General features: G+C 50.1%; 18 protein-coding genes. 8 read left to right on the top strand and 10 right to left on the bottom strand.

The features are described 5' to 3' along the window. Positions 1-89: 89 nt before the first annotated feature. Positions 90-1,019: an EamA family transporter gene (locus QL234_RS00820; RefSeq protein ID WP_348650693.1), complete on the bottom strand. Its 930-nt coding sequence runs from the start codon at positions 1,017-1,019 to the stop codon at positions 90-92. Positions 1,020-1,133: 114 nt separating this feature from the next. Beyond that, the gene (locus QL234_RS00815; protein ID WP_281555974.1) at positions 1,134-1,838 is read right to left on the bottom strand and encodes an AraC family transcriptional regulator; all 705 of its coding nucleotides are present in this window, start codon (positions 1,836-1,838) and stop codon (positions 1,134-1,136) included. Between the two features lie 187 nt (positions 1,839-2,025). Between QL234_RS00815 and QL234_RS00810 the strand changes: the two genes are divergently transcribed. The 6 genes from QL234_RS00810 (at position 2,026) to QL234_RS00785 (ending at position 5,924) form a co-directional block, all read left to right on the top strand. Continuing rightward, positions 2,026-2,517, top strand: a complete 492-nt coding sequence (locus QL234_RS00810) for a hypothetical protein (protein ID WP_281555973.1) — start codon at positions 2,026-2,028, stop codon at positions 2,515-2,517. 92 nt (positions 2,518-2,609) lie between these two features. After that, positions 2,610-3,050 (top strand): GNAT family N-acetyltransferase, encoded by a 441-nt coding sequence (locus tag QL234_RS00805; RefSeq protein ID WP_281555972.1) that lies wholly within the window; start codon positions 2,610-2,612, stop codon positions 3,048-3,050. 61 nt (positions 3,051-3,111) lie between these two features. After that, entirely contained in the window at positions 3,112-3,999 is an 888-nt protein-coding gene (locus tag QL234_RS00800; RefSeq protein WP_281555971.1) for a DMT family transporter, read from the top strand. Positions 4,000-4,007: 8 nt separating this feature from the next. Then, the gene (locus QL234_RS00795; protein WP_281555970.1) at positions 4,008-4,760 is read left to right on the top strand and encodes an alpha/beta fold hydrolase; all 753 of its coding nucleotides are present in this window, start codon (positions 4,008-4,010) and stop codon (positions 4,758-4,760) included. A 28-nt stretch (positions 4,761-4,788) separates the two neighbouring features. Further along, a complete protein-coding gene (locus QL234_RS00790) occupies positions 4,789-5,106 on the top strand; it encodes a hypothetical protein (protein WP_281555969.1) in 318 nt (105 codons plus the stop codon). Positions 5,107-5,132: 26 nt separating this feature from the next. Next, the gene (locus QL234_RS00785; protein WP_281555968.1) at positions 5,133-5,924 is read left to right on the top strand and encodes a PhzF family phenazine biosynthesis protein; all 792 of its coding nucleotides are present in this window, start codon (positions 5,133-5,135) and stop codon (positions 5,922-5,924) included. A 115-nt stretch (positions 5,925-6,039) separates the two neighbouring features. Here the strand turns inward: QL234_RS00785 and QL234_RS00780 are convergent, their stop codons facing one another. The 3 genes from QL234_RS00780 to QL234_RS00770 form a co-directional block, all read right to left on the bottom strand. Further along, positions 6,040-8,049, bottom strand: a complete 2,010-nt coding sequence (locus QL234_RS00780) for a neutral/alkaline ceramidase (RefSeq protein ID WP_281555967.1) — start codon at positions 8,047-8,049, stop codon at positions 6,040-6,042. Between the two features lie 182 nt (positions 8,050-8,231). Continuing rightward, positions 8,232-8,936 (bottom strand): TetR family transcriptional regulator, encoded by a 705-nt coding sequence (locus QL234_RS00775; protein ID WP_281555966.1) that lies wholly within the window; start codon positions 8,934-8,936, stop codon positions 8,232-8,234. A 205-nt stretch (positions 8,937-9,141) separates the two neighbouring features. Then, positions 9,142-10,719 (bottom strand): ATP-binding protein, encoded by a 1,578-nt coding sequence (locus tag QL234_RS00770; protein WP_281555965.1) that lies wholly within the window; start codon positions 10,717-10,719, stop codon positions 9,142-9,144. 269 nt (positions 10,720-10,988) lie between these two features. On the opposite strand from QL234_RS00770, the gene QL234_RS00765 reads away from it, so the two are divergent. Beyond that, a complete protein-coding gene (locus QL234_RS00765) occupies positions 10,989-11,606 on the top strand; it encodes an ankyrin repeat domain-containing protein (RefSeq protein WP_281555964.1) in 618 nt (205 codons plus the stop codon). Positions 11,607-11,665: 59 nt separating this feature from the next. On the opposite strand, the gene QL234_RS00760 is transcribed toward QL234_RS00765, so the two are convergent. From QL234_RS00760 to QL234_RS00740, 5 genes are all read right to left on the bottom strand, one after another. Further along, entirely contained in the window at positions 11,666-13,231 is a 1,566-nt protein-coding gene (locus tag QL234_RS00760; RefSeq protein WP_281555963.1) for a parallel beta-helix domain-containing protein, read from the bottom strand. Positions 13,232-13,244: 13 nt separating this feature from the next. Beyond that, positions 13,245-14,621: a cytochrome c peroxidase gene (locus QL234_RS00755; RefSeq protein ID WP_281555962.1), complete on the bottom strand. Its 1,377-nt coding sequence runs from the start codon at positions 14,619-14,621 to the stop codon at positions 13,245-13,247. A 24-nt stretch (positions 14,622-14,645) separates the two neighbouring features. Further along, positions 14,646-15,305 carry a c-type cytochrome gene (locus tag QL234_RS00750; protein WP_281555961.1) on the bottom strand — a complete coding sequence of 220 codons (660 nt, stop codon included), beginning with the start codon at positions 15,303-15,305 and terminating at the stop codon, positions 14,646-14,648. A 174-nt stretch (positions 15,306-15,479) separates the two neighbouring features. After that, positions 15,480-16,541, bottom strand: a complete 1,062-nt coding sequence (locus QL234_RS00745) for a helix-turn-helix domain-containing protein (protein ID WP_281555960.1) — start codon at positions 16,539-16,541, stop codon at positions 15,480-15,482. A 261-nt stretch (positions 16,542-16,802) separates the two neighbouring features. Continuing rightward, the gene (locus tag QL234_RS00740; RefSeq protein WP_281555959.1) at positions 16,803-19,418 is read right to left on the bottom strand and encodes a TonB-dependent receptor; all 2,616 of its coding nucleotides are present in this window, start codon (positions 19,416-19,418) and stop codon (positions 16,803-16,805) included. A gap of 362 nt (positions 19,419-19,780) precedes the next feature. Between QL234_RS00740 and xseA the strand changes: the two genes are divergently transcribed. Beyond that, positions 19,781-21,115: an exodeoxyribonuclease VII large subunit gene (gene xseA / locus QL234_RS00735; RefSeq protein ID WP_281555958.1), complete on the top strand. Its 1,335-nt coding sequence runs from the start codon at positions 19,781-19,783 to the stop codon at positions 21,113-21,115. Positions 21,116-21,128: the final 13 nt, after the last annotated feature.

The following is a 21,128-nucleotide window of genomic DNA, read 5'->3' as shown; positions in this document are numbered from 1 at the left end:
TACAGATAACCGGTTTTTCTCCTGCCGGTTATCTGTATTTTCTTCCCATCCCGGCAAGCCTGATGTAACAAGTCTCCATTTTAATAAAGTCAAAAGCCACTGCTATCAGCCTGCCCGGCCGACAGCCCCTGTTTGTTTGTCGGACACGCCACCCGACTGGGATTGGCCTGTTTTTTATTACAAATATAAGCACCGAGTAAGATCAGGCTTAAGGCAATTAAAATATTCAAAGACCAGGCATTATAACCCGCCAGCGCCAGCAGCACAGAAGAGAGCAAAGGACTGGCAAAACTTAAGGAGGCCAATAATTTTTTATTGCCTTTTTTCAACCCGAGATCCCACAAATAAAAAGCCCCGCCTACCGGTCCCAGCCCCAATAAAACAATGCCCAGCCATTGCTCCCGGTCAAACAGCCACTGACTGCTTGCCTGCTGCCCGGTATCGAAAAAGAAATGGGCCAGCAAAGACAACAGGGCAACAGCAAGGGATAACCAGCCGATATCATCAAGCTCACCGCTGGATTTAGACAGATACCAGGAATAGCTTGACCATATCAGGGCACAGGCTGCCGCCAGTAAATAACCGAAAATATAGTCAGGGTTAAAGGCCATACCGGCATCACCAAGGATAATAAAAGCGATACCGACAAAACCGCAAGCACCACCGGTTAGAGCCCTGAGCAGGCTGTTTTTACCGGCAAGCAGCATGGCCAGCAATACCGGCCACAGGTAGCAAATCAAACTGACCTCTATCGCCGGAGCGTGTTTAAGGGCGATAAAATAGCAGAAGTGAAAACCGAATAACGCCCCCGTGCCGAAAAGCCACTGCACCAAGGTCATCCCCGGTTTTAAAAACAGCGGCAGCCCGATTAAAAAACGCCTGACAAACATCAGTAAAGAAGAAATAAAAAAGCACAGAAACAGCAATTGAAATGCCGGAATAGCCTTAGTATTAACACCTAGCAAGGCAAGCGCACCCCACATCACAATTGCCAGGACACCATAAATTGTCGCCATCATAAAATTTCTATAAAAGTTACCGTGGCGATATTGTTGACAAATTTTCTCCACTTGTGTGTGCAGATAAGACGCTTTTACCAACCCAAAAGACGCAGCTGTGCACTTTAAAGCAAACTAGTGCGCAAAGGTTTTCGGGCTGCTGCCGAAGTACTGCCTGAACCTGCGGCTAAACGCCGAGGCATTCTGGTAGCCCACCCGCTCGGCGATCAGGCTTATCGGTATATCGGTATGGGTGAGCAGGGCCTTAGCCTTTTCCATACGTTGCCTGGTGAGATAAACCTGGAAACTGACCCCTAAACTGTCTTTAAAGACCTTTTTAAACTGAGTCACACTTAAGCAGGCCACTTGGGCCAGGGCCGTTAACGAATGTGCCCGGCTAAGATCTTGGCTGATAACATCCAGCACCTGCTCAAGCCTTTTATCTATCCGCCGGACGCAGCTTTGCTGTGCCAGCAGTTGCTGGAACAGTTCATATGTTAACGATTCCAATGCCTGGTTCACCTGGTGCTGCAATTGCTGCTCGATAAAATGAATAAAGGACATCAGCGGACCATTAACAGCAAATTTTGCCTCACCAAATGACATCAGCTTAGCGGGCAAGCGATCGGTATCGAGCACCAGGAAGCGCGCCTCCTCCGGGGCCCTGAAATCATGCCTTTGTCCGGCTTTGATCACCACGCAATCTCCCGGGCTGACCAGGCCGGAAAACTCCGCTACCGAAATATAAATGGAACCATGCAGGGGCAATACCAGCTGGTGGTGCTCATGGTAATGGCCCCGCATTTCATTGCTGTAAGCACGTATTGAAAAATGATCCATATAAACCCGGCGGATGCTAGGAGCTGTTTATCTTTCACAGCCAAAGATAAACAGCCCGCAGATAAGTTAATAAAAAACAAAAGTGTAAACAAATTAATAGATTGAGCAATAAACTTTATCACAAGCACTAAACTTTTATTCAGGCAAAGCACCAAGATCCCCCGATAACCGGCAAAGGGAGCCCGCTATGAAAGCCCTTCATTATGTTACTATTGTTGTTATCCTGCTGTTAACCCTTGCCATGGCCTGGGTGAATAATGATAAAGATGCCCCCATTCCGATACTGATCCTGGCCTTTGGCGCCTTAGGGGCTACGGTGCGCGAGCATGTCGAAATACGCGGCCTCTCCCCCGAAGAAAAAACCAAACGTTTGAGCGATGCCGCCATAATCGTCTGCTTTAAACCTGTGGTAGGTGCCCTTATCGCGCTGATCCTGATGTCGCTGTTATTATCCGGCATGGTCAGCGGCGATCTTTTTCCCAAATTTATCAATATCGAGGGAGAGTTCGAATCCGGTATGGCGGTATTACGGGGCGGCGTCACCCTGGCAGAAAATGGTGATTTTTATAAAATGATCGCCTGGTCCATTATTGCCGGTTATTCGGAAAAATTCGTACTGGCCAAACTCGACGGTTTGACGGGAAAAACCGGGCAGACTTCAAGCCATAACAAGAAGTGAAGCTTTGCCCTGCAAAGCCGGATTGAAGCTGCAGATATTATCTGATATAAAAGTTTTCTTTCATTGACTTGGCAAGCGCATCCGGAAAAACGTTGACCGATACTTTAATACAAAGCAAAACAGAAAATTTCACCATCAGCCACTTAAGCCCTTCGGTGGCTGAATTTGCCGCGTTGAGAGAAAAAATCGGCTGGGGCAAAACCGATGAAAAGATGGCCGAAATCAGCCTGGCCAACTCCCTTTTTCATGTGACCCTCAGGGAGCAGGATAGGCTCATCGCCATGGGCCGGGTAATCGGCGATGGCGCCATGTTTTTCTATATCCAGGATGTGATCGTTGCCCCCGGTTATCAGCAGCGCGGGCTGGGGCATATCGTCATGCAACAGATAGAAGACTACCTGTTGTCCGCAGCAGCAACAGGTGCCACCATAGGGTTGCTCGCCGCTAAAGGAAAGGAAGGCTTTTACCGCCGTTACGGCTACCGGGACAGGTGCGGAGAAACCTTAGGCCTGGGCATGTGTAAGTTTGTCTAAGCCGCAGCCATTGTTAAATGCCGTTTACCCACTAAGTTTTCTTCATCAGGAGTAATATTAAATGCATGCCTTTTTATGGATGTCGGGCGCAATCGCTTCCTTTTGCCTGTTGGCAATAGGCGGCAGGGAACTCAGCGATGGCTTGGCTATTACGCCCATGCTGTTTTTCCGCAGCCTGATGAGTCTGATCTTTATCACCCTGGTGCTGTTTTTTATCAAAGAAAAATCACTTATCAGGGTCAACCGGCTGCCCCTGCACGGTTTTAGAAACCTGGTTCACTTTGCCGGACAATATTTTTGGTTTTTAGCCATGGGCCTACTGCCGCTGGCAGAGGTGTTTGCGCTGGAATTTACCGTACCGCTGTGGACCGCCCTGATTGCCGCCCTGGTACTTAAGGAAAAAATCACCTTACGCAAATCAGCCGCTATCGCTTTAGGCATTTTAGGTGTGCTGATAATAGTCCAGCCCGGGGTTGCCATGTTCGAGATCGGCGCCTTAATTGCCCTGGCGGCGGCCATCTGTTACGCCCTTGCCCATACTGCGGTAAAATCCCTTTCCAGCACGGAAAAACCGGTCGCTATCCTGTTTTATATGGCTTTGCTGCAGTTGCCTATTGCCTTGTGCTTTGCCCTGCCCCAATGGCAATGGCCCCAAGGCATACAGTGGCTGTGGCTGGCCCTGATGGGGCTGGCCGCCTTAAGCGCCCATTACTGTATCACCCGGGCGATGCTGTCAACCGAGGTCACCACTGTGGTTACCCTGGATTTTTTACGCCTGCCGTTAATCGCGTTGATCGGCGGCCTGCTCTATCAGGAAGAGGTCGGTTTATCGCTTTTTGTCGGCGCGGCTCTGATGCTAACGGGCAACCTAATTAACTTGGCGAAACCTGCCGCCCAAAAGCCTCAGCAAACAGACAAACAGCAAGCTGCTATCCCCGATAAGCTATAGTAAAACTTATGCTGAAATTACTCTGCTCTGTACTGATCATCTATTTCGCCCTGGGCAGCTTGCTGTTTGTGATGCAGCGTACCTTGATTTATTTCCCGCGCGGCGCCGTCGATCACGGCTACCCGGAACTTGAATTTGCCAACCAGGGACAGATCATTAAAACCATCCTGGTCAACGGCGGCCAGAAAAAGGCACTGTTATATTTTGGCGGCAATGCCGAAGCTGTAGCCTTTAACGCCGTTGACTTTACCCGGGCATTACCGGACTACAGTGTTTACCTGGTAAATTACCGCAGCTACGGCGGCAGCAGCGGCAGCCCGAATGAACAGGGGCTTTATAGCGATGCCCTGGCCATTTATGATCAGCTTACCGGGCAACATACCAGTATTGGCGTGATCGGCCGCAGCTTAGGCAGCGGCATCGCCAGCTACCTGGCAGCCGAGCGGGATATTTCCCACCTGGTGCTGGTGACCCCTTTTGCCAGCATAGAGGCTGTCGCCCAGGCACAGTTTCCCATCTATCCGATGAAGTATCTGCTAAAAGACAAATATAATTCTGCCGCCAGAAGTAAAGACATCAAGGCTAAAGTCTTGCTGGTGATTGCCGAACATGACAGGGTCATAGCCCGGGTGCACAGCGATAAGCTGGTCACCGCTTATACCCCCCTGAAACCTCAGGTAGCATTAATAAAAAATGCCGATCACAATGATATTTCTCAATATCCCAAGTATTATCAAGTTATTCAAGCTTTCTTAAAGTAGCGGCCCCATAAGCTAAATGGAGAGAAAAATGACCTGGATATGTCAAAACTGCAATACCGATGTCGAAGATGACAGCTTCGAGGTTTGCTGGAAATGCAATTGTGCCAAGGGTGTGAGCAATACCACAAAAGAAAACCCCAGCCATTCATTTCCAAATGCGCAGCTCTATATTTCAAAGCCCCACTCGGTCACCTATAAAATTTTTCGCGGTGCCTTTGCCAACTGGGACGAGTTATTTACCAGTGCCAGTGCATTTGCGTCTACTTTAAAGCCGGAGCAACTGATCAACATCTCCCATTCGGTAAGCGACTCAGATGGCCTGGTGACGGTTTGGTACCGGGAATAACCACTTCAGTTAACAGCAGGTAAAAAATGAAAATAAGCATATATCAGGTAGACACTTTCGCCGCCAAAGTCTTCGAAGGTAACCCCGCCGCGGTCTGTCCGTTAGGCCACTGGCTTGATGACGAACTGCTGCAAAAAATCGCCGCAGCCAATAATTTATCGGAAACCGCTTTTATCGTGCCGGGTGAAAATAACGGTGAACAAGGCATCGAGCTTCGCTGGTTCACGCCTAAGGGTGAGGTAGATCTGTGCGGTCATGCCACCCTGGCCAGCGCCCATGTGTTATATCAACATTTAGGTTTTAACGAGCCGGAAATCCGCTTTAAAAGCCGAAGCGGCGAGCTGAAGGTAACCAAGGCGAGCGGAGGTTATTGCCTGGACTTTCCCGCCTCTGCATCCAGGGAGGTTGCTCCGCCGATGGCATTATTGGCCGGATTAACAATAACACCGACAGCCGTACTGGCGGGCACCGATTACCTGGTTGTCCTCAATGATGAAGAAGAAGTCAAAAGCCTTACCCCGGATTATGCCGCCTGGTATAACCTGGATTTAAGGGGGGTGATAGTGACGGCGCCCGGAAATGATGTCGATTTTGTCAGCCGCTGTTTTTACCCTAAGTATCGCGTGAATGAAGATCCGGTGACCGGCTCCGCCCACTGCCAGCTTGCTCCCTACTGGCAGGCCCGGTTAAAGCGCAAGCTGTTAACCGCTAAACAGTTATCCGAACGCACCGGCCAGCTCACCTGCGAGCTCAAAGGCGATCGGGTATTATTAACCGGCGGCGCCGTCGATTATATGGCCGGGGAAATAAACTTGTAATACTACAAATCGTCATTCCTGCTCGTCCTGAGCCCATGACATACATTACTTCCTGTAATTAAAGCTAAGGCATGTTCACCTTAGCTTTAATATGACTTACTGAGCCGGCTTGCGGCTAGTTTACGTTAAAGGATTTGGATTTGCCGGTAAAGTGGTGGATATTGCCGGTCCAGCCGTTTTTATAGGCGCCGTAATGCAAGATGCGGTATTCCCCGCTTGGGGCATCTGCAGGGATATTCCAGGAAATTTCCGCACGCGAGCTGCCCCACACGGGATCGATACGCTTCCAGCGGTAAAAGGTTTCCCAGTCATTGTCATCGGCGACTTTTTGCCAGCTCCCCGCCACTTTCCTTTGCACCTCCAGATAAGTGCTTTGGGTTTTTAAATCATTTTTCGGATGCCCGGTCCAGAAGCTGACAAAAGCCGTTTGTCCTTTGCCGTAATTGGAATTCACCTGCTGATGAACATCGCCAAAAGAAGTAAAGATCGGGGTATTATCCAAGACCACACCGGTTTGGAAGGTCAGCTGCTGATCCGCCAACTCCCTTAACGCCGGTCCGGCGTCCACCTGGGTATTTTGCTTGATTGCCCGCGCCAGCTTGGTAAATTCCTGCTGGTAACCCGCCAAAGTATGGGGGCCGAAAATGGTATGGCCGCCTTCGTAATGCTGGGCGGCATATTCTTCCCGGGTGGAGACATAACCGGCATAGGTATTGGCCAGGCCGGACAAGACCACATGATCAACCTCGCCCGCCAGCTCGGCTTTTACCGTTGCCATTAACCTGCGTCCCGCCATGGTCGTGATTTCAGACGGCAGGGCAACCACCGCCAAGCGGCCTATTTTCAGCAGCTGCAACGGCAACACATCCGGGGTCCAGGGCACAGGCTCTACCAAGCCCGTTGCCAGCAGAATTTCTTTTTCCGCGTGACATTCCCGAAGCGAGTCCGGGGCCACGGCAATCAGGGAAGTCACCATAGTAAACAGCGGGTTTGCACTGTTATCCCCTTCATGAAACCAGTCCGGCCCCTTACCGTCTTCGGTGCCGGCGGCAAAGGCATAACCTAAGGCGGCATCACAGGTGCTGCTGGCGCTTTCCCCTGAATATTCAGCAGCCACCGCCAGTTTGGAGAAATCAACAAAGGTATGGCGGTAGCTGATATCGCCGCCCAGGTTTTGGCTGGCGCTTAAATAAAGCGCTTTCGCTTTATCGTATTGGCGCTGGCCGATAATTTGTGTGCTTTCCAGCTCAGTGCTGCCGGGACCGGTGCCGTCAAGGTTTAAGTTGGGGCTGACATCCCCGGCATTGGCCTGGGCAAAAGCGGCGACAAAACCTTGCTTGCTCAGATAATCCAGGCCCATGTCCCGCTCAAAAAGATAAGAGGCATAACCCTTGTTATCGGCAGAGATCAGGGTATTGCTGCTGCTCATAGACACAGGGTGCACCGGGAACCAGTTCCACTGGGCATAATCCTGGTTATTTTTAGTGAATTTCAGCAGGGTCATGGTATGTTCGACATTGTCGTCATAACGGCTTTTTTCTGCCGCCGGATTGGCCTGGTAAGCTTCATCGCTGCGGTTTATGCTGACATTGTACAACTCGCCCTGGTTGATTTTAATTTCCCCCGGGCTCAGCTCCTGGTGCGCCTGATCTATCGCCGCGACTATGCCGTCAACAACCGCATGATAGTTCTGTTCGATATAACCCAAAGACGTCAGGTTGGTAAGGGCATAATGAGACAGGCCGCCGGGACCCGAATGGGTATGGGTGGGGGATAACATCACATTGGCATCGAGATAGAGATCGCCGTATTTTTGCCTGAGCTTGGCCACCACCCCTTGCTTCACCGACTGGGTCAGCATACCGAGATCGGCACTGACCATCACCACCCGCTGGTTGACATTGTCATGCTCGGCAATGATAAACGCGCGGGCATGCAACCGGGTATGGATACCTGAGCTGATCTGCTCCAGGTCGGCATACCCCAACATACCGACTTCTGCCGCCGGCCCGGTAATATCATGTATGCCCCGGCCTATTTGAAAGTCCCCCGCCTGGGTAACACCAACGCAGGCAAGTAATGCCGCAGGTACTATTCTCCTGATGCTCGTCCTTATTATTTTCATTTTTTCTTCCTGTTAGCTTGTCATGTTCCCGGCCGCTAACGGGAGTCGGGAGCATGTCTTATAGGTGGACTCCCGGCCCGAAAGACTGTGCTAATCTTCAGAGAAAAAATAAGTACCTCTTACTTCCCTTATTACCGCTCTTCCCTGGTATTTTTATCTGTTTTATCCGCCTGTGGTTCTGATCACCCCTGTTGCTCGAAAATGCTCAATAAATACGCCTTCGCCATTTGCTTGGCTTCTTCAATATAAGCCTTTGCCTCTTGTGGTGTTGCCGACATCGCCAGACGTAACACCGCCCCCACCGCCCTGGGCAACATAGTGCTGATGATCCTTAACTGTGCTTCGCTGACCTTGGGAAATAATTGCCGGGTTTGCCGATAGAATACCAGGCCGTGATAATGCAACTCCTGATCATCAAGCACCTGCAGTTCGGGAATGCTGGCCATGGCCCCCCATACCGCACTGAACCCGGGCTGATGACAATAAAAGTTGGCATAAACATCTATGATCTTATCAACGCTTGCCAACAGTTGTTGCCGGCCCAGCTGATGCTCACTGTGATCGCCGCTCGCTATAACACTGCCCGCCTGAAGCTGACTTATTTCCAGTCCCCCTTGCACAGGCTTTTCCGGCAAAAAGAGGCGGTCAAATTCCTGTTTGAGTCTATCCATATGTAACTGGGCCAGCGCCTTAATGACCGCATTCTTGTCGGGAAAATAACGGTATAAAGAGCTGCGGGTGATCTCCGCCTTAGTGGCAATATCCGATAATGTCACCGCATCCAGGCCGCGGCATTCGAATAACTCACCGGCGATTTCCAGTATCTTGCTGACCCGGCTTTGGCTGCGCTGCTGCTTTGGATTGATTCTTATTATGCTTGCTGACACGTCCGCTCACCTGACTACTTTTTGTCCAATTAGCTTAAGAGTAACCAAAAAGTGACAACCTGTCACATTTTTCATCATAAAAAATTAAGAACCAATTGCTGACGGCAAAAGAGAATAAAGGTGGAACTACAACGGCAGTGGCAAGAAAGAAAAATAAAACACTCAGCTGAAAGCGGGATGAAGCAATCGCTAACGGATTGGCAATTTAGGCGTCGGCAAGCTTTTTAGAGTCGGCATGCACTATCGGCACCCGGACCTGGAAACAGCAACCTTTGTCGACATCCAGGCATTTGATAACACCGCCAAGTTTGGCATCGACCAGGTTAAATACAATATTAAGCCCGAGGCCGGATCCTCCCTGGCCGCGCTTGGTGGTCACAAAGGGATCAAAAACCTGCTTTTTAATACCTTTATTGATGCCGACACCATCATCTTTATATAGCAAGGTCAGGTAACCATCTTCTTCGGTGAAAGAGATGGAAATATTGCCGGTATCCCGCCCTTCAAAGCCGTGGACATGAGAATTCATTAAAAAGTTGGTTAAGATCTGGTTCCAGGCACTGGGGTAGGTCACCAGGGAAAGTTCGGGATCTATATCCAGGTGAATTTGATATTTTTTATGCTTAAACATGGTTTTGACCGTGTTCACTATATCATGCACCTGGCGGGACAAATTAATCTTCAATTCGGGATCGGTATGCTGTTCAACCGCCACCGATTTAAAACCGCGGATCAGCTCCACCGATTTATTCAAACTGCGCTCAATGATCAACTGGTATTCGGTCAGCACATTTAAGGTCGTGGACAAATGTGACTTGGTGAGTTCCTGCGAGTCCACCGCCCGCTTTAATGCGTCGACTTTTTCTTTGAGGGCGGTAATGGAGGTGACACAAATCCCCAAAGGCGTGTTGACTTCATGGGCAACCCCCGCCACCAGCTGCCCCAGGGAAGCCATTTTTTCCGACTGCACCAGCTGATCTTTTGCCAGGGTCAGATCATCCAGCGATTGCTGCAATTGTTTATTGCTGTGCTCTAACTTGGCGGTGCGGTCAAACACTTTTACTTCCAGCTCACCGTTAAGCTGGATCAGGGCATTTTCCGCCACTTCCCGTTTTTGAATATCGCTTTTTAACGTCAGGCGCATATCATTAATGGCATCCACCAGCAGATCTAACTCATCTTTTTTACCCGGGCGGTTCGACAGGCTTAATTCGGTATTGAGGTTATCGCTGCCTAACTCCTGCGAATAATGGGTGATACGGTACAGGTGGCGGGTGATCAGCAAGTGAACGATAAAAACAATACACAGGGCAACAATAAAAATTTTGATAAATTCTGAGGTTATAATAAAGCCGGCCCTTTGCCACAAGCGCTGGTAAATATCCTGGTAATCGGCGAACACCTTCAAGGTACCGATATCATTATCCCCGTAAAAAACCGGGTATTCCATGTCGTCCTCGGCCACGACATCCGGATCCCCGAACTCATAAATATTACCTAAGCCGGTGACGATTTTTGCGTAACGGATATCCGGCAGCTGTACTATGCCCTGAATTTGCTGCTGCACTAAAGGTTCGTTAAAGTCCCAGAGACTGGTGGCAATGGAGGGGATATAACTGATTTCAATATTGACAAAGCGTTGTTTTAACGCGGATAAATCATCATTATAATCGGCATAAAGTTGTACCGAGGTAGTACATAAAGATAGCACAGAGCTGCAAAGCAAAATATAAACCAATACCCGCTGACTTAATTTGTTATTGGAAAACAGTGCTTTACTCATCAAAATAGCTCAATAGACCTCAATAAAAGTAAGCCATGGTACCTGCCTAATCTTGTTCCATTTAAGGCAGGTAATAACAGAAAGTCAATACCAATTAGCGTTAATTATACACAATCAAGGAATTACTGCTTTTTGCTCATGTTTTTTACCGGCGGTGCCACCGGCAAACAATAAAAAGAAATAACAGAGAAATTTTCAAACTTTATTCCCGTTGACGGCGACTTTATCTATAACAGCAGCTTTGCCAGCAACATAAAAGGATAATAACAATGAAAATATTACTCCCGGCTACCGTGTTCACCTTAAGCTTAGCCTTGGTTGCCACCACCAGTTTTTCACACGATAAGCCAACACACTCAATTTCAGGCCAATCGCCTGTCCGTAGCAGCGACAGCGTAGCGGATGGCCTGATAACAGCCATTAGCAACAATGACCAACAGGCATTAACGACACTGCTTAATTCCACCTTGGATGTTAACCAACTGATTCCCGGCGACGGCACTGCCTTGATCATCGCCGCCAGGCAGGGCAAGCTGGAAATGCTCAATACCTTGTTACGGCAGGGGGCGGATGTGAATCAAATAACCAAGAGCGATGGTACGGCACTAACCCCTGCCGCCATGGAAAACCAAGTGGCGGCAGCTGCCTTGCTCTATAACCGCGGCGCCGACATCAATGCCGTGGCTCCCGACGATGAAACCGCCTTGATTACCGCTTCCCGCAACGGCCACCTGGCGATGGTCAAATTTTTAGTGGAAAACGGCGCCGATGTTAACCTGGCAGTCAGGGCCAGGACCTTAAACGGCACCACCTTGAGGAGCCCGCTAAGCGCTGCAAAAGATCCGGCAATCCGCGAATACCTGTTGGGCATGGGAGCAAAAAGCTAATAAGCCCCATCCGGATTTTATCCCCCTGAAACCGTTTGTTCAGGGGGAGGGCTAACGGGTTAATTTGTAGCGCTCAACATATACCTGGCCACCGCCAGCCGGGTTTCCTTGTCCAGGTAGTTTTGCGGCGGCATCGGCGGATAATCTTCACGTTTCTTGGTGGGTTGTTCAATCCAGTTGGCCAGTCCCTCGGGATTATCCATATACAGCGCCTGGATAATTTCCACCGGCGGCCCTATCATGCGCCCGGTGTAGGTATGGCAGCCGGTGCAAATACCGAGATAAACCACCTTGCCCCGCTCCGACGGGTCTATCTCCCGCGCCGGTACCGGCTCATCCAAAAGGTAGGTATCTATTGCCGCGGTATGGCTGAAATCACATTTTTTCCACTTGCCCAGCCCCAGGGTAAAATAACGCTGCGGATTAAGGATACAGCTGTCACGGCTCTGCCCTACCCTGACAATATCCGGATTGCCGCTTTTGAACTCAGTCAGCATCAGTACTTTGACTTCATCCAAGGTATCATAACCGTTATTGATCATGGTATTGTCCAGCAGCATCACCTTATCCGGGCTGGGATCCGATTCGGGATCTAAGGTGATATTGGCGGCATTGTCGTGGTCGGTAATGATAATGCCTGCGGTTTTGTTATCGGAAATAATATTGCCTTCGACGATAACTTCATCCGCCGCCATGATCAAAATCCCCGTACCTGCCGGGATCCCGGAAACGGTCGAGCCGGGGGCGCCGAAGTTTTTATGGTTATTGCCGATGACAAAATTATTGCGGATGATGACATCATAGGTGGTTTTAATCGGCAGCCCCGGGGTGATAAAGGCGAGGATGCCGCCGGTATTGTTGTGGACATAATTGTTTTCCACGATCGCATGGCGGGAGTTTTCGATTTCGATCCCGGCAACGCTGTCAAAAACATCGTTATGGGCAACATGGATATTATCACTCATGCCGACATAAATGGCGGCATCTTCGATACCCGAGATGACATTAAATTCTACGATGCCGTTTTGGCCCAGCTGGGGGAAAATACCGTACACCCCGGTATCGACAATAATGTTGTTGCGGATCTCAAAATTATTGCCCGCCTGCCCCATAATGCCGTTGCCTTTATAACGGGTGATTTTTAAGTTCTCCACCACGATATTATTGCCTGAATATAAAATAGCATCGTTGAGCAAGTCTTTGCCGTCCAGGGTCGCACGTTCACCTGCCTCTATCACGCCAATCAAGCGGATATCGTCTTTATCTATGTAGATGGTTTCGTGATAATTGCCGGGGAAAATTTGTATGGTATCCCCGGGGCTCGCCGCCTTTACCGCCGCCATGATCGAATCGCCGTCTTCCACCACATGGACTTTGCCCTCACGGCTGCGGCGGGACACCGCGCTTGCCTTGCTGCTTTTTGCCTTGTTGCTATTTGCCTTGTTATTTTCTGCCTTATCCCCCTTGGCTCCCCCATGCTGGTAACCGAGATAACTTGCCCCCTCACTGCCGCTTGTGGCCGGGAGATTACTGTGCCCGCTGCCGTTAAGGTATTTGGCACAAACGATCCCGGCGGTAAACGCCAGGGCGATTAACAGCGTGGTGAAAGTCCGCCTTATTTTCATATCCCCTCCGTTATCAGTTTCCCTGATTTATGGTTACATTACTTGTTGTTATCGTTGCAACCGTCTCTGTTGCAAGCGCTTTTTTCTCTCTTGTTGTTTCCGCCAAGGACAACGACTGAACCGGTTGTAACCCCGACGGCAACACTTGGGGGATCTGCGGCAACAGGCTTTCATCCGTTAACGCCCCGAGAAAATCCACCAGGCGATCCATTTCTTCATCCGTCAGTTTCGGCTCCCAGATATGCCAGTGCAGCTGCAATTGCTCGTTTTTCGGCACTGCATGGCCGCGTCCCTTGTTATAAAACTCCACCGTATCGCGTAAGCGCTCAAACCTGCCGGAATGCATATAAGGTGCAGTTTTGCTGATATTTCTCAGGCTGGGCACCTTAAAGCCGCCCCTGAGTTTGGCGCTGTTAAAGGTTTTTTCGGCGCCGCTGTCAAAAGGCAGGCCGTCGGGCTCAGGGGTGCCTATGACCGCCACCTGGTTATTGGTAAATAAAGGCGGCTGGTGGCATTCGGCGCAGCGGGCGACAAAAGAGCGAAAGACATTCAAACCGGCAATTTCATCATCGGTTAATGCCTGGTGAAAACCATGGGCATACTGATCGTAACGGCTGTTGAGGGAAATCAGCGAACTTTGAAAGGCGGCCAGTGCGCTATAAAGCTGCTCCAGGGTCGGTCCGTCAAGACCGGGAAACGCCTGGGCAAACATCTCAGGATAATAGGCATTGCTGCGGATACTGGCGAGCAGCTGCACCGGGGTATTGGCCATTTCCTTTTTATCGTATAAAGGCCCTTGTGCCTGCTGCTCAAGGGTATTTGCCCTGGCATCCCAGAAAAAGCTGGATAAAAAGGTCATATTCCATAAACTCGGCGCTCCCCTGGCCGTCGGCTTTTCGGTGATGCCTATGCTGCGGCCGAGGCCGTCGCTAAAGCCCAGCTCGGGATGATGGCAGCTGGCGCAGGACAAGCTGCCGTCTTTTGACAGTAAAGGATCAAAAAACAGATAACGGCCCAAGTCAATTTGCTGCGCCGTAAAACCGGACCTGTGCTTTGGCAAAGCGGTTTGGGTGCCGCCTACCCCCCTTTGCTGCACCGAGTCGTAAAACTGGTAGCGGGTCACCAGGCTGCAATCGCCGCGCCCGGTCAATTCGAAACTGGCAGGGCAACTTGAAGATAAAATAAAAGGCCTCTGCCCGGCAACATTCCCGGAGAGTTCACTGCTGGTATTATCCAGCGCCGCTGCTGTAGCAGCGGATGCCATATCCAGGGTTGCAATCCCGGAATCCCCCCAGACAAAAACCCCCGCATGCGAAACTCCCGTAAACCACCCGCTAAAGGTCAGTGCGGCAGTTAACACAACCAGGCTGGACTTAGTGATTTTTTTCATCAGCTGAGCACCTCCGGCATTTACCTAGCGGGTTACCAGGTAATTGACAATATCACTGAGCTGCTGCGCTGAGACGCTTTTCGCCATCATCGCCATTTGCCGGCCAAACTTATCCTGTTTATCCGCGCCGCGTTTACCCTGGGTAAAACTTTTCATCTGCCTCAACAGATATTCCCCCTGTTGTCCGGTCAGTTTCGGGGCATTAAAGGCGGCATTACCCTGTCCTTCGCTGCCGTGGCAGGCGCCGCACTTTCCCTGGTAATAACGATAACCGTTTTTATTGTTAACGTCCGGGGCCGCTTTGGCCCCGGCACTGCCGGGCAAGCTTTCAATATAAGCTGCCAGCAGCTCAATATCCTTTTCGCTTTTCAACTGACGGCTTATAGCCGCCATTTGCTGGCCTAAGCTGTCGCCGTCTTTGCCCCTGAGCCCGGCTCGGAAATGCTGAAGTTGCCGCTTGATATACCAGGCGAACTGACCTGCCAGTGCCGGGCTTTTCAACAGCGGGTTTCCCTGTCCCTGTTCCCCATGGCAAGCCTGACAACTTTGATATAAGGCTTTTGCCGTGCTGATATCGCCGGGGGCCAGCGTCCCCTTGGCAACAGCAGGTTTAGGCGGCAATAAAGAAAAAACTAAAAGGGAACAAAGCCAAAAAAGGCGGGTCGGGCGTATTATTATCGGCATGGTCTTAGCTGCTCTTGTTGGTATAAAAAACTTGAGAGCTAAAAATATAGAATTCCCGCGCGTGGAAAACCTACGTATTTTCCAAAAAAAGCTGACGTATTCCTGCAAATTCAGCCGGTTTTACTGACGAATTCCCCCGATACTGACGAATTCGGCTAACACCGGGCAACAAAGTTAAACCGGGGCGGAAGACAGAACTTTTTTCCGGTATTCGGTCGGGGTCAGCTGGTGGGTATTTTTAAACGCCTTATTAAAAGAGCTTAAACTGCGAAAGCCGCTTTCCAATGCCAGGGTTAATACCGGCGTCTGGCTAAAAGCCGGCTGGGCCAGCTTTTCGGTCACCTCTCGAATGCGGTAATGGTTGAGAAAGTCATTAAAATTACGGTAATTCATTTCACCGTTGATCAAGTTTCTCAGCTTGTATTCATGAATGGAAAGGGCTTTGGCCAGGCCGGCAATGGTCATGCCTTCCTGGCGGTAGAGTTTATCCTGCTCCATGGCGTCGATAATACGGGGCAACTCATGCGCGCTTGCATCCGGCACACAGGTATCGGGCTGCGGCTGTTTGACGGTTTCAAATAAACTTGAACCTTTAAGGGTAAACAAAAAGAAGTTGATGGCCGTGACCAGCAGCGCCATCACCCCGCTTTTGAGCAGCTCCACTCCCGGCCACTGGAACTTGAAAATTTCATCGTTAATGATCACCAGGATAATATACAAGGCGGAGACACTGATCACCCCGCCGCGGATATAGCGGCGCTCCTGCACCAGATCGCCGCGCCAGTGGCTGACGGCAATCAGCAGGGCATGGCCGATAAACAACAGCTCCAGCAAGGTACCGCCATATTTAATGGTCGCGGCAAGGGTGGCAAAGTCATTGATATCGTAGGAAAACAGCATTTGCGAGGTGGTGGTGACAAAAGGGATCAGCAAAGTCAGGGAAGCCAAGGCATATTGCCAGCGTTTTAAGATGACATGGTCGCCGAAGACACTCAGGCTGACCAGCCAGAACACCCCGGGCAGGGCATTACCGCCGACAAGTTCCAGCCACCAGAAAAAAGAACCAAACGCAACCGGGGCAAAAATAACCTTAGTCAGATAACAGCAGCAGCACACCATCAGCAGCATATAAAGACGGATAGACTGGTTGGTTTTCCACAAGGGCGTCAGTAACAAACTGCCCATCATAAGTTGCGCAAAGGCGATACTGGCAAAAAATATTCCAAAAACAGTCATTTAATTCCATTCTGCTGATTAGTTTTTATTATCTATCACAGCTGCGGCTTAAGTACTTTTGTAAAAATACTTAAGCCGCAGCTCACTCCAGAGAAAAATATTCTGCTTTTGCCGTATAAAAACGCTTCAAGGTGAATAATTTTCCTCCAACATACTAAACACTAATTTCAAGAAAGGAAACTTAAAAAAACGGCCGACAAAATGCCGGCCGTTGACGCCAATAAGATACATCAGCCTTAGCAGCTACTGACGCTTCCCGGGCTAAAAACTGTATTTCATGTCGATACCCGCCTCAAAACCGCGGTTGATACGGCCATGGGGGGTGCCGATCACATCCGCGGTCAGGCCGCCAATGTCGGTAATAACCTGCTCATCCAGCAGGTTTTTCCCCCACAGGCCCAACTCAAAATTATCATCTTCATTGGCCCAGGATAAGCGGGCATTTAAGTTCTTGGTGTCTTTAAAGTATTCTGGCACCGCCTTTTTATAATCTTCCAGACCCACCTGCTGGTCATTGATATTTTCCAGGTAAACATAATCGACATGGAAATTGGTGGTGCCGATACCAAAGTCCGGCATCCAGTCCAGGGTCAGGGTATAGTTGGCGCTGGCGTCGTGGGAGCGTTTCTGCGCGGCAATCAGATCCCCTTCGCCGTTATAAAATTCCGGGGTGATATTCTCCGTGCTGCGAACTTCAGAAACCATGCCCAAAATCAGGCTGTCGCTGACACTCCAGCGCAGGTCCAATTCCAGCCCGGTAATTTCCCTGTCTTCATTGATAATGGTCGGCACCGCCTGCGGGCTGCCCGGCTGTTTGGAGTCGACGGTATTTTGCAGGTTATCCAACTCCAGGTAATAAACGCTGACATTGGCCACCAGGGCATTGAATAAAATGCCTTTATAACCCAATTCATAGTTAGTGGTGTCTTCCGGTTCAAACGAGGTTTCACTCGGGGTCAGGGAGTCAAAGCCGCCGGATTTATAACCGGTAGAATAGGAAGCAAACACCATATGATCATCGCTGAGCTGGTAACTGGTGACCAAACGGCCGGTGATCTTGTCCCATTCATCATCGGCGCGCATGTCCACCGGCATAAAGATCAGGTTGCTGACCCCGGGGCGCAAGCCATCGGCGGCATAGGAATTTTGCGGGATCAACCAGGTAAAATCTTTTTTATCTTTGGAGTACCTGAGGCCGGCAATCACATTCCAGTCATCGGTGATGCTGTAGTCGACATCGGCAAATATACCCCAGTTGGTAAAATCACCGGTATTGTGGATATTCTCCTGCCAGAAGGCGCCGGAATAACTGGGACCGAAGATCTCGGCAATGCCCAACTGCTGGGCCACGATATCATAGGTCACATCGCCGGTGGCCGTCACGACATCGGCGGTCAGTGCCTGGCCCGGCATACCTATGCCGGCCATAATGGCATCGGCGTAGCCCAAGGTATTGAGGGCATTGGCCCATTCATCCGCCTGCCACATGTGATCCATCGGGAAGTCGCTGGCACGGTAGAAAGCTTCTACCGCACCGTCAAAGGTCACCCCGGGGCCAAAAGCCGCCTCGGCGTGGGCATCGCTGCTGCCGCCGATCTCCCCGGCGATTTGTTCGGCAAATCCCTGGCGGATAAAGTTGTTTAAATCCCCCGTCACCAACCGGGCTGCGGTATCGCCTGTCATATGCAGCTGAGTGGTTTGCTTCACCTTCTCTTTTGAATAAGAAAATCCTGCCACGGCATTGATTCTATCGTCAACATAATTCAATTGCAGTTCGGTATAGAGGATATCTGAGTCTTCAAGGTTATTGGTATCGAAGTAGCGGGTGATATCCGCGGTACCGTCTTCATCCTCGCGGTTTTCTGTCTCCCAGTCACGGTAACTGAGCACATATTTCATCGACAGCTGATCGTTAAATTCATGATTGAATTTGGCGGTAATACCGTACATATCCCGGGATTCGGTGCCGTCTTCGACATCATTTTCCGCCTTGAAGGCAAAGGGGTTCTCCCCACCGTTATAGGCATACTCGCTGGTGCCTATGGCCATGGAAGAGGCCTGCTTGAGATCATCCCAGTCGTAGGACAGCTGAAAATCGGTGACTTCGGAAATTTGCCATAAAAAAGCGATACGGGCGGCATCATGGTTTTTCGCCCCCAGATCCCAAACCTTATTATCCTGGTTCCACTCGGGACGGGCAAGATTATCGACAAAACCGTCCTGTGAGTTGCTTAAGGCATTGGCACGCATATAAACGTTTTCACTCAAGGGAATATTGACCATGCCTTCAAAGCGGCGCAGGTTATCTGTGCCTAAGGTGGTTTTGACAAAGCTGTCAAAGTCGGCAAACGGCGACTTAGGCACCATATTTACCACCCCCATGGCGGCATTGCGGCCAAATAACGTGCCCTGGGGGCCTTTGAGTACTTCAATACGCGCCATATCGGAAAACATCACGTTTTGCGCAGCCCTGGGCATATAGACATCATCATAGAAAGTCGCGGTGGAGGGATCGCCGCCGACACTGATGTTGATACTCTTGATACCGCGCATCTCGACCCCGGCCTGGGTCATGGTATCGTCGTCAAAGTTAAAACCCGGGATAAATTTTTCCACCTCATCAAGGTTGATGGCGCCGGTTTCTTCCAGTAAATCTTCACTGATGGTGCCTACCGTGACCGGCACCTTTAAAATATTCTGCACCCGCTTTTGCGCCGTTACCGTGATCACTTCCAGATCTTTTTCACTTTCCCCGTCCTGGGCCAGTGCCGTATTTCCCGATAATGTGCCCAACGCTAAAGCCGCGATGACGGCCCGGGCAACCAAATGCTTTTTCTGTTTCGGATCCGCAAACCCCATATGTGATCTCAATGGCATATCTATCTCCCTGAGCGTTCCTTCGCCTGTTGTATTTATTTTTTGTCTTTATTATTTTCTCTTTATCGCCATCACTATATTAAGGCGGTCTGATAAAAGCCTACGGAATGTTAAAAAAACCCTGATGAATTCTTAAAATATCCTGACTGATTCTTAAAAAACCGAGGAAAAACAGTGGCTCCGTCTAAGACAGCTGCTGCTGAAAAAACATCCCTCTGAACAAATAATGCCTAGCCAAACAACCTCTTGCCAAGGGAAAACTGGCATTTTTTCTGCCGAAAAACCGGCTAATTGTGTACTTCATTTCTTCCTTTGATATACTCCCGCCACAATAATGAAAACACAGTAAAGCACCTTCACCTATGAGCAGGCAGAATATCCTACAGGTCAGCGAACTCACCAAAAAAGTCCGCTTTATCCTGGAGAGCGAACTTAATACCGTGTGGTTGACAGGGGAAATATCCAATTTCGTTGCCGCCGGCTCAGGACACTGGTACTTATCCCTCAAAGACGCCAGATCCCAGGTGCGCTGCGCCATGTTTAAAGGCAATAACCAAAGGGTGCGCCTGCAACCGAAAAACGGCCAGCAGGTACTGGTAAAGGCCCGGGTTTCTTTATATGAGCCCAGGGGCGACTTCCAGCTGATCCTCGAACAGATGGAAGATGCCGGCGACGGCTTATTACGCCAGCAGTTTGAACAGTTAAAAAACCGTTTAAATGCCGAAGGTTTATTTGCCCAGCAAACTAAGCAAGTATTACCGGATAACATTAAAAGCGTAGGCATAGTTACTTCACCCACGGGCGCTGCGGTCAAAGATATCTTAACCGTGCTTAAGCGTCGCAATCCCGCCATCAGCGCCGTGATTTATCCGGCCCTGGTACAGGGAGAATACGCTATCAACGATATCTGTCATGCCATCAATCAGGCCAATACCAGAAATGAATGTGATGTACTTATTGTCGGCCGTGGTGGCGGCTCATTAGAAGATTTATGGAGCTTTAACGAGGAAGCCGTAGTCAGGGCTATCCATCAAAGTAAAATCCCCACCATCAGCGCTGTAGGCCATGAAATTGATACTACCTTATCCGACTACGTCGCCGATTTTCGCGCCCCGACTCCCTCCGCCGCCGCCGAACTGGTGTCCCAGGATAAGAGCGAGTTGCTGGACAAACTCGCCGGCTTGAAACACAGGTTGACCATCGCCGCCCGCCGTGAGCTCAGCGACCGGCAAAAAATCAGCATTAACCTGCAGCACAGGTTAAACCAGGTGCATCCGCAGCAGCAACTGCAAAGCCAGCAGCAAAAATCAGATGAACTGGCGATACGCCTTAAACAGGCGATCGGGCGGGAACAGCAACGTTTTCGTTTAGCCCCCGAGCAGCTTAAAACCCGCCTGATGCATTTATCGCCGCAAAAAGACATCGCCGGGATGTCGCAGGCCGCACAGCAAAATGAGCAGCGGATAATTAACGCCATCAAACGTATTTACCGGCAAAAAGGCGAACAGTTTGCCTCAATTATTGAACAGCTGCATATCGTCAGCCCGTTGGCGACCCTGGCACGGGGTTACAGTATAGTAAGGGATGACAAGGGCAATATTCTCAGGGACAGCGGGCAAGTTGAGAGCGGGGATACTATCGCGATCCAGTTATCGAAAGGGCAAATTAACGCCCGGGTATTAGCGAATAAGGAATAAAAGCACTAAGGGG

This window comes from Thalassomonas sp. RHCl1 (assembly GCF_947387555.1).
Classification (GTDB): Bacteria; Pseudomonadota; Gammaproteobacteria; order Enterobacterales; family Alteromonadaceae; genus Thalassomonas.
This window is presented reverse-complemented; position numbering and strand designations above follow the sequence as displayed.

Excerpts from the sequence above, each read along its gene's own strand:
- QL234_RS00755 (WP_281555962.1), bottom strand. The coding sequence starts at position 14,621 with ATGAAAAAAATCACTAAGTCCAGCCTGGTTGTGTTAACTGCCGCACTG.
- QL234_RS00765 (WP_281555964.1), top strand. The coding sequence starts at position 10,989 with ATGAAAATATTACTCCCGGCTACCGTGTTCACCTTAAGCTTAGCCTTG.
- QL234_RS00815 (WP_281555974.1), bottom strand. The coding sequence starts at position 1,838 with ATGGATCATTTTTCAATACGTGCTTACAGCAATGAAATGCGGGGCCAT.
- QL234_RS00810 (WP_281555973.1), top strand. The coding sequence starts at position 2,026 with ATGAAAGCCCTTCATTATGTTACTATTGTTGTTATCCTGCTGTTAACC.
- QL234_RS00780 (WP_281555967.1), bottom strand. The coding sequence starts at position 8,049 with ATGAAAATAATAAGGACGAGCATCAGGAGAATAGTACCTGCGGCATTA.
- QL234_RS00790 (WP_281555969.1), top strand. The coding sequence starts at position 4,789 with ATGACCTGGATATGTCAAAACTGCAATACCGATGTCGAAGATGACAGC.
- QL234_RS00795 (WP_281555970.1), top strand. The coding sequence starts at position 4,008 with ATGCTGAAATTACTCTGCTCTGTACTGATCATCTATTTCGCCCTGGGC.
- QL234_RS00800 (WP_281555971.1), top strand. The coding sequence starts at position 3,112 with ATGCATGCCTTTTTATGGATGTCGGGCGCAATCGCTTCCTTTTGCCTG.
- QL234_RS00740 (WP_281555959.1), bottom strand. The coding sequence starts at position 19,418 with ATGCCATTGAGATCACATATGGGGTTTGCGGATCCGAAACAGAAAAAG.
- QL234_RS00745 (WP_281555960.1), bottom strand. The coding sequence starts at position 16,541 with ATGACTGTTTTTGGAATATTTTTTGCCAGTATCGCCTTTGCGCAACTT.
- xseA (WP_281555958.1), top strand. The coding sequence starts at position 19,781 with ATGAGCAGGCAGAATATCCTACAGGTCAGCGAACTCACCAAAAAAGTC.
- QL234_RS00760 (WP_281555963.1), bottom strand. The coding sequence starts at position 13,231 with ATGAAAATAAGGCGGACTTTCACCACGCTGTTAATCGCCCTGGCGTTT.
- QL234_RS00770 (WP_281555965.1), bottom strand. The coding sequence starts at position 10,719 with ATGAGTAAAGCACTGTTTTCCAATAACAAATTAAGTCAGCGGGTATTG.
- QL234_RS00785 (WP_281555968.1), top strand. The coding sequence starts at position 5,133 with ATGAAAATAAGCATATATCAGGTAGACACTTTCGCCGCCAAAGTCTTC.
- QL234_RS00750 (WP_281555961.1), bottom strand. The coding sequence starts at position 15,305 with ATGCCGATAATAATACGCCCGACCCGCCTTTTTTGGCTTTGTTCCCTT.
- QL234_RS00820 (WP_348650693.1), bottom strand. The coding sequence starts at position 1,019 with ATGATGGCGACAATTTATGGTGTCCTGGCAATTGTGATGTGGGGTGCG.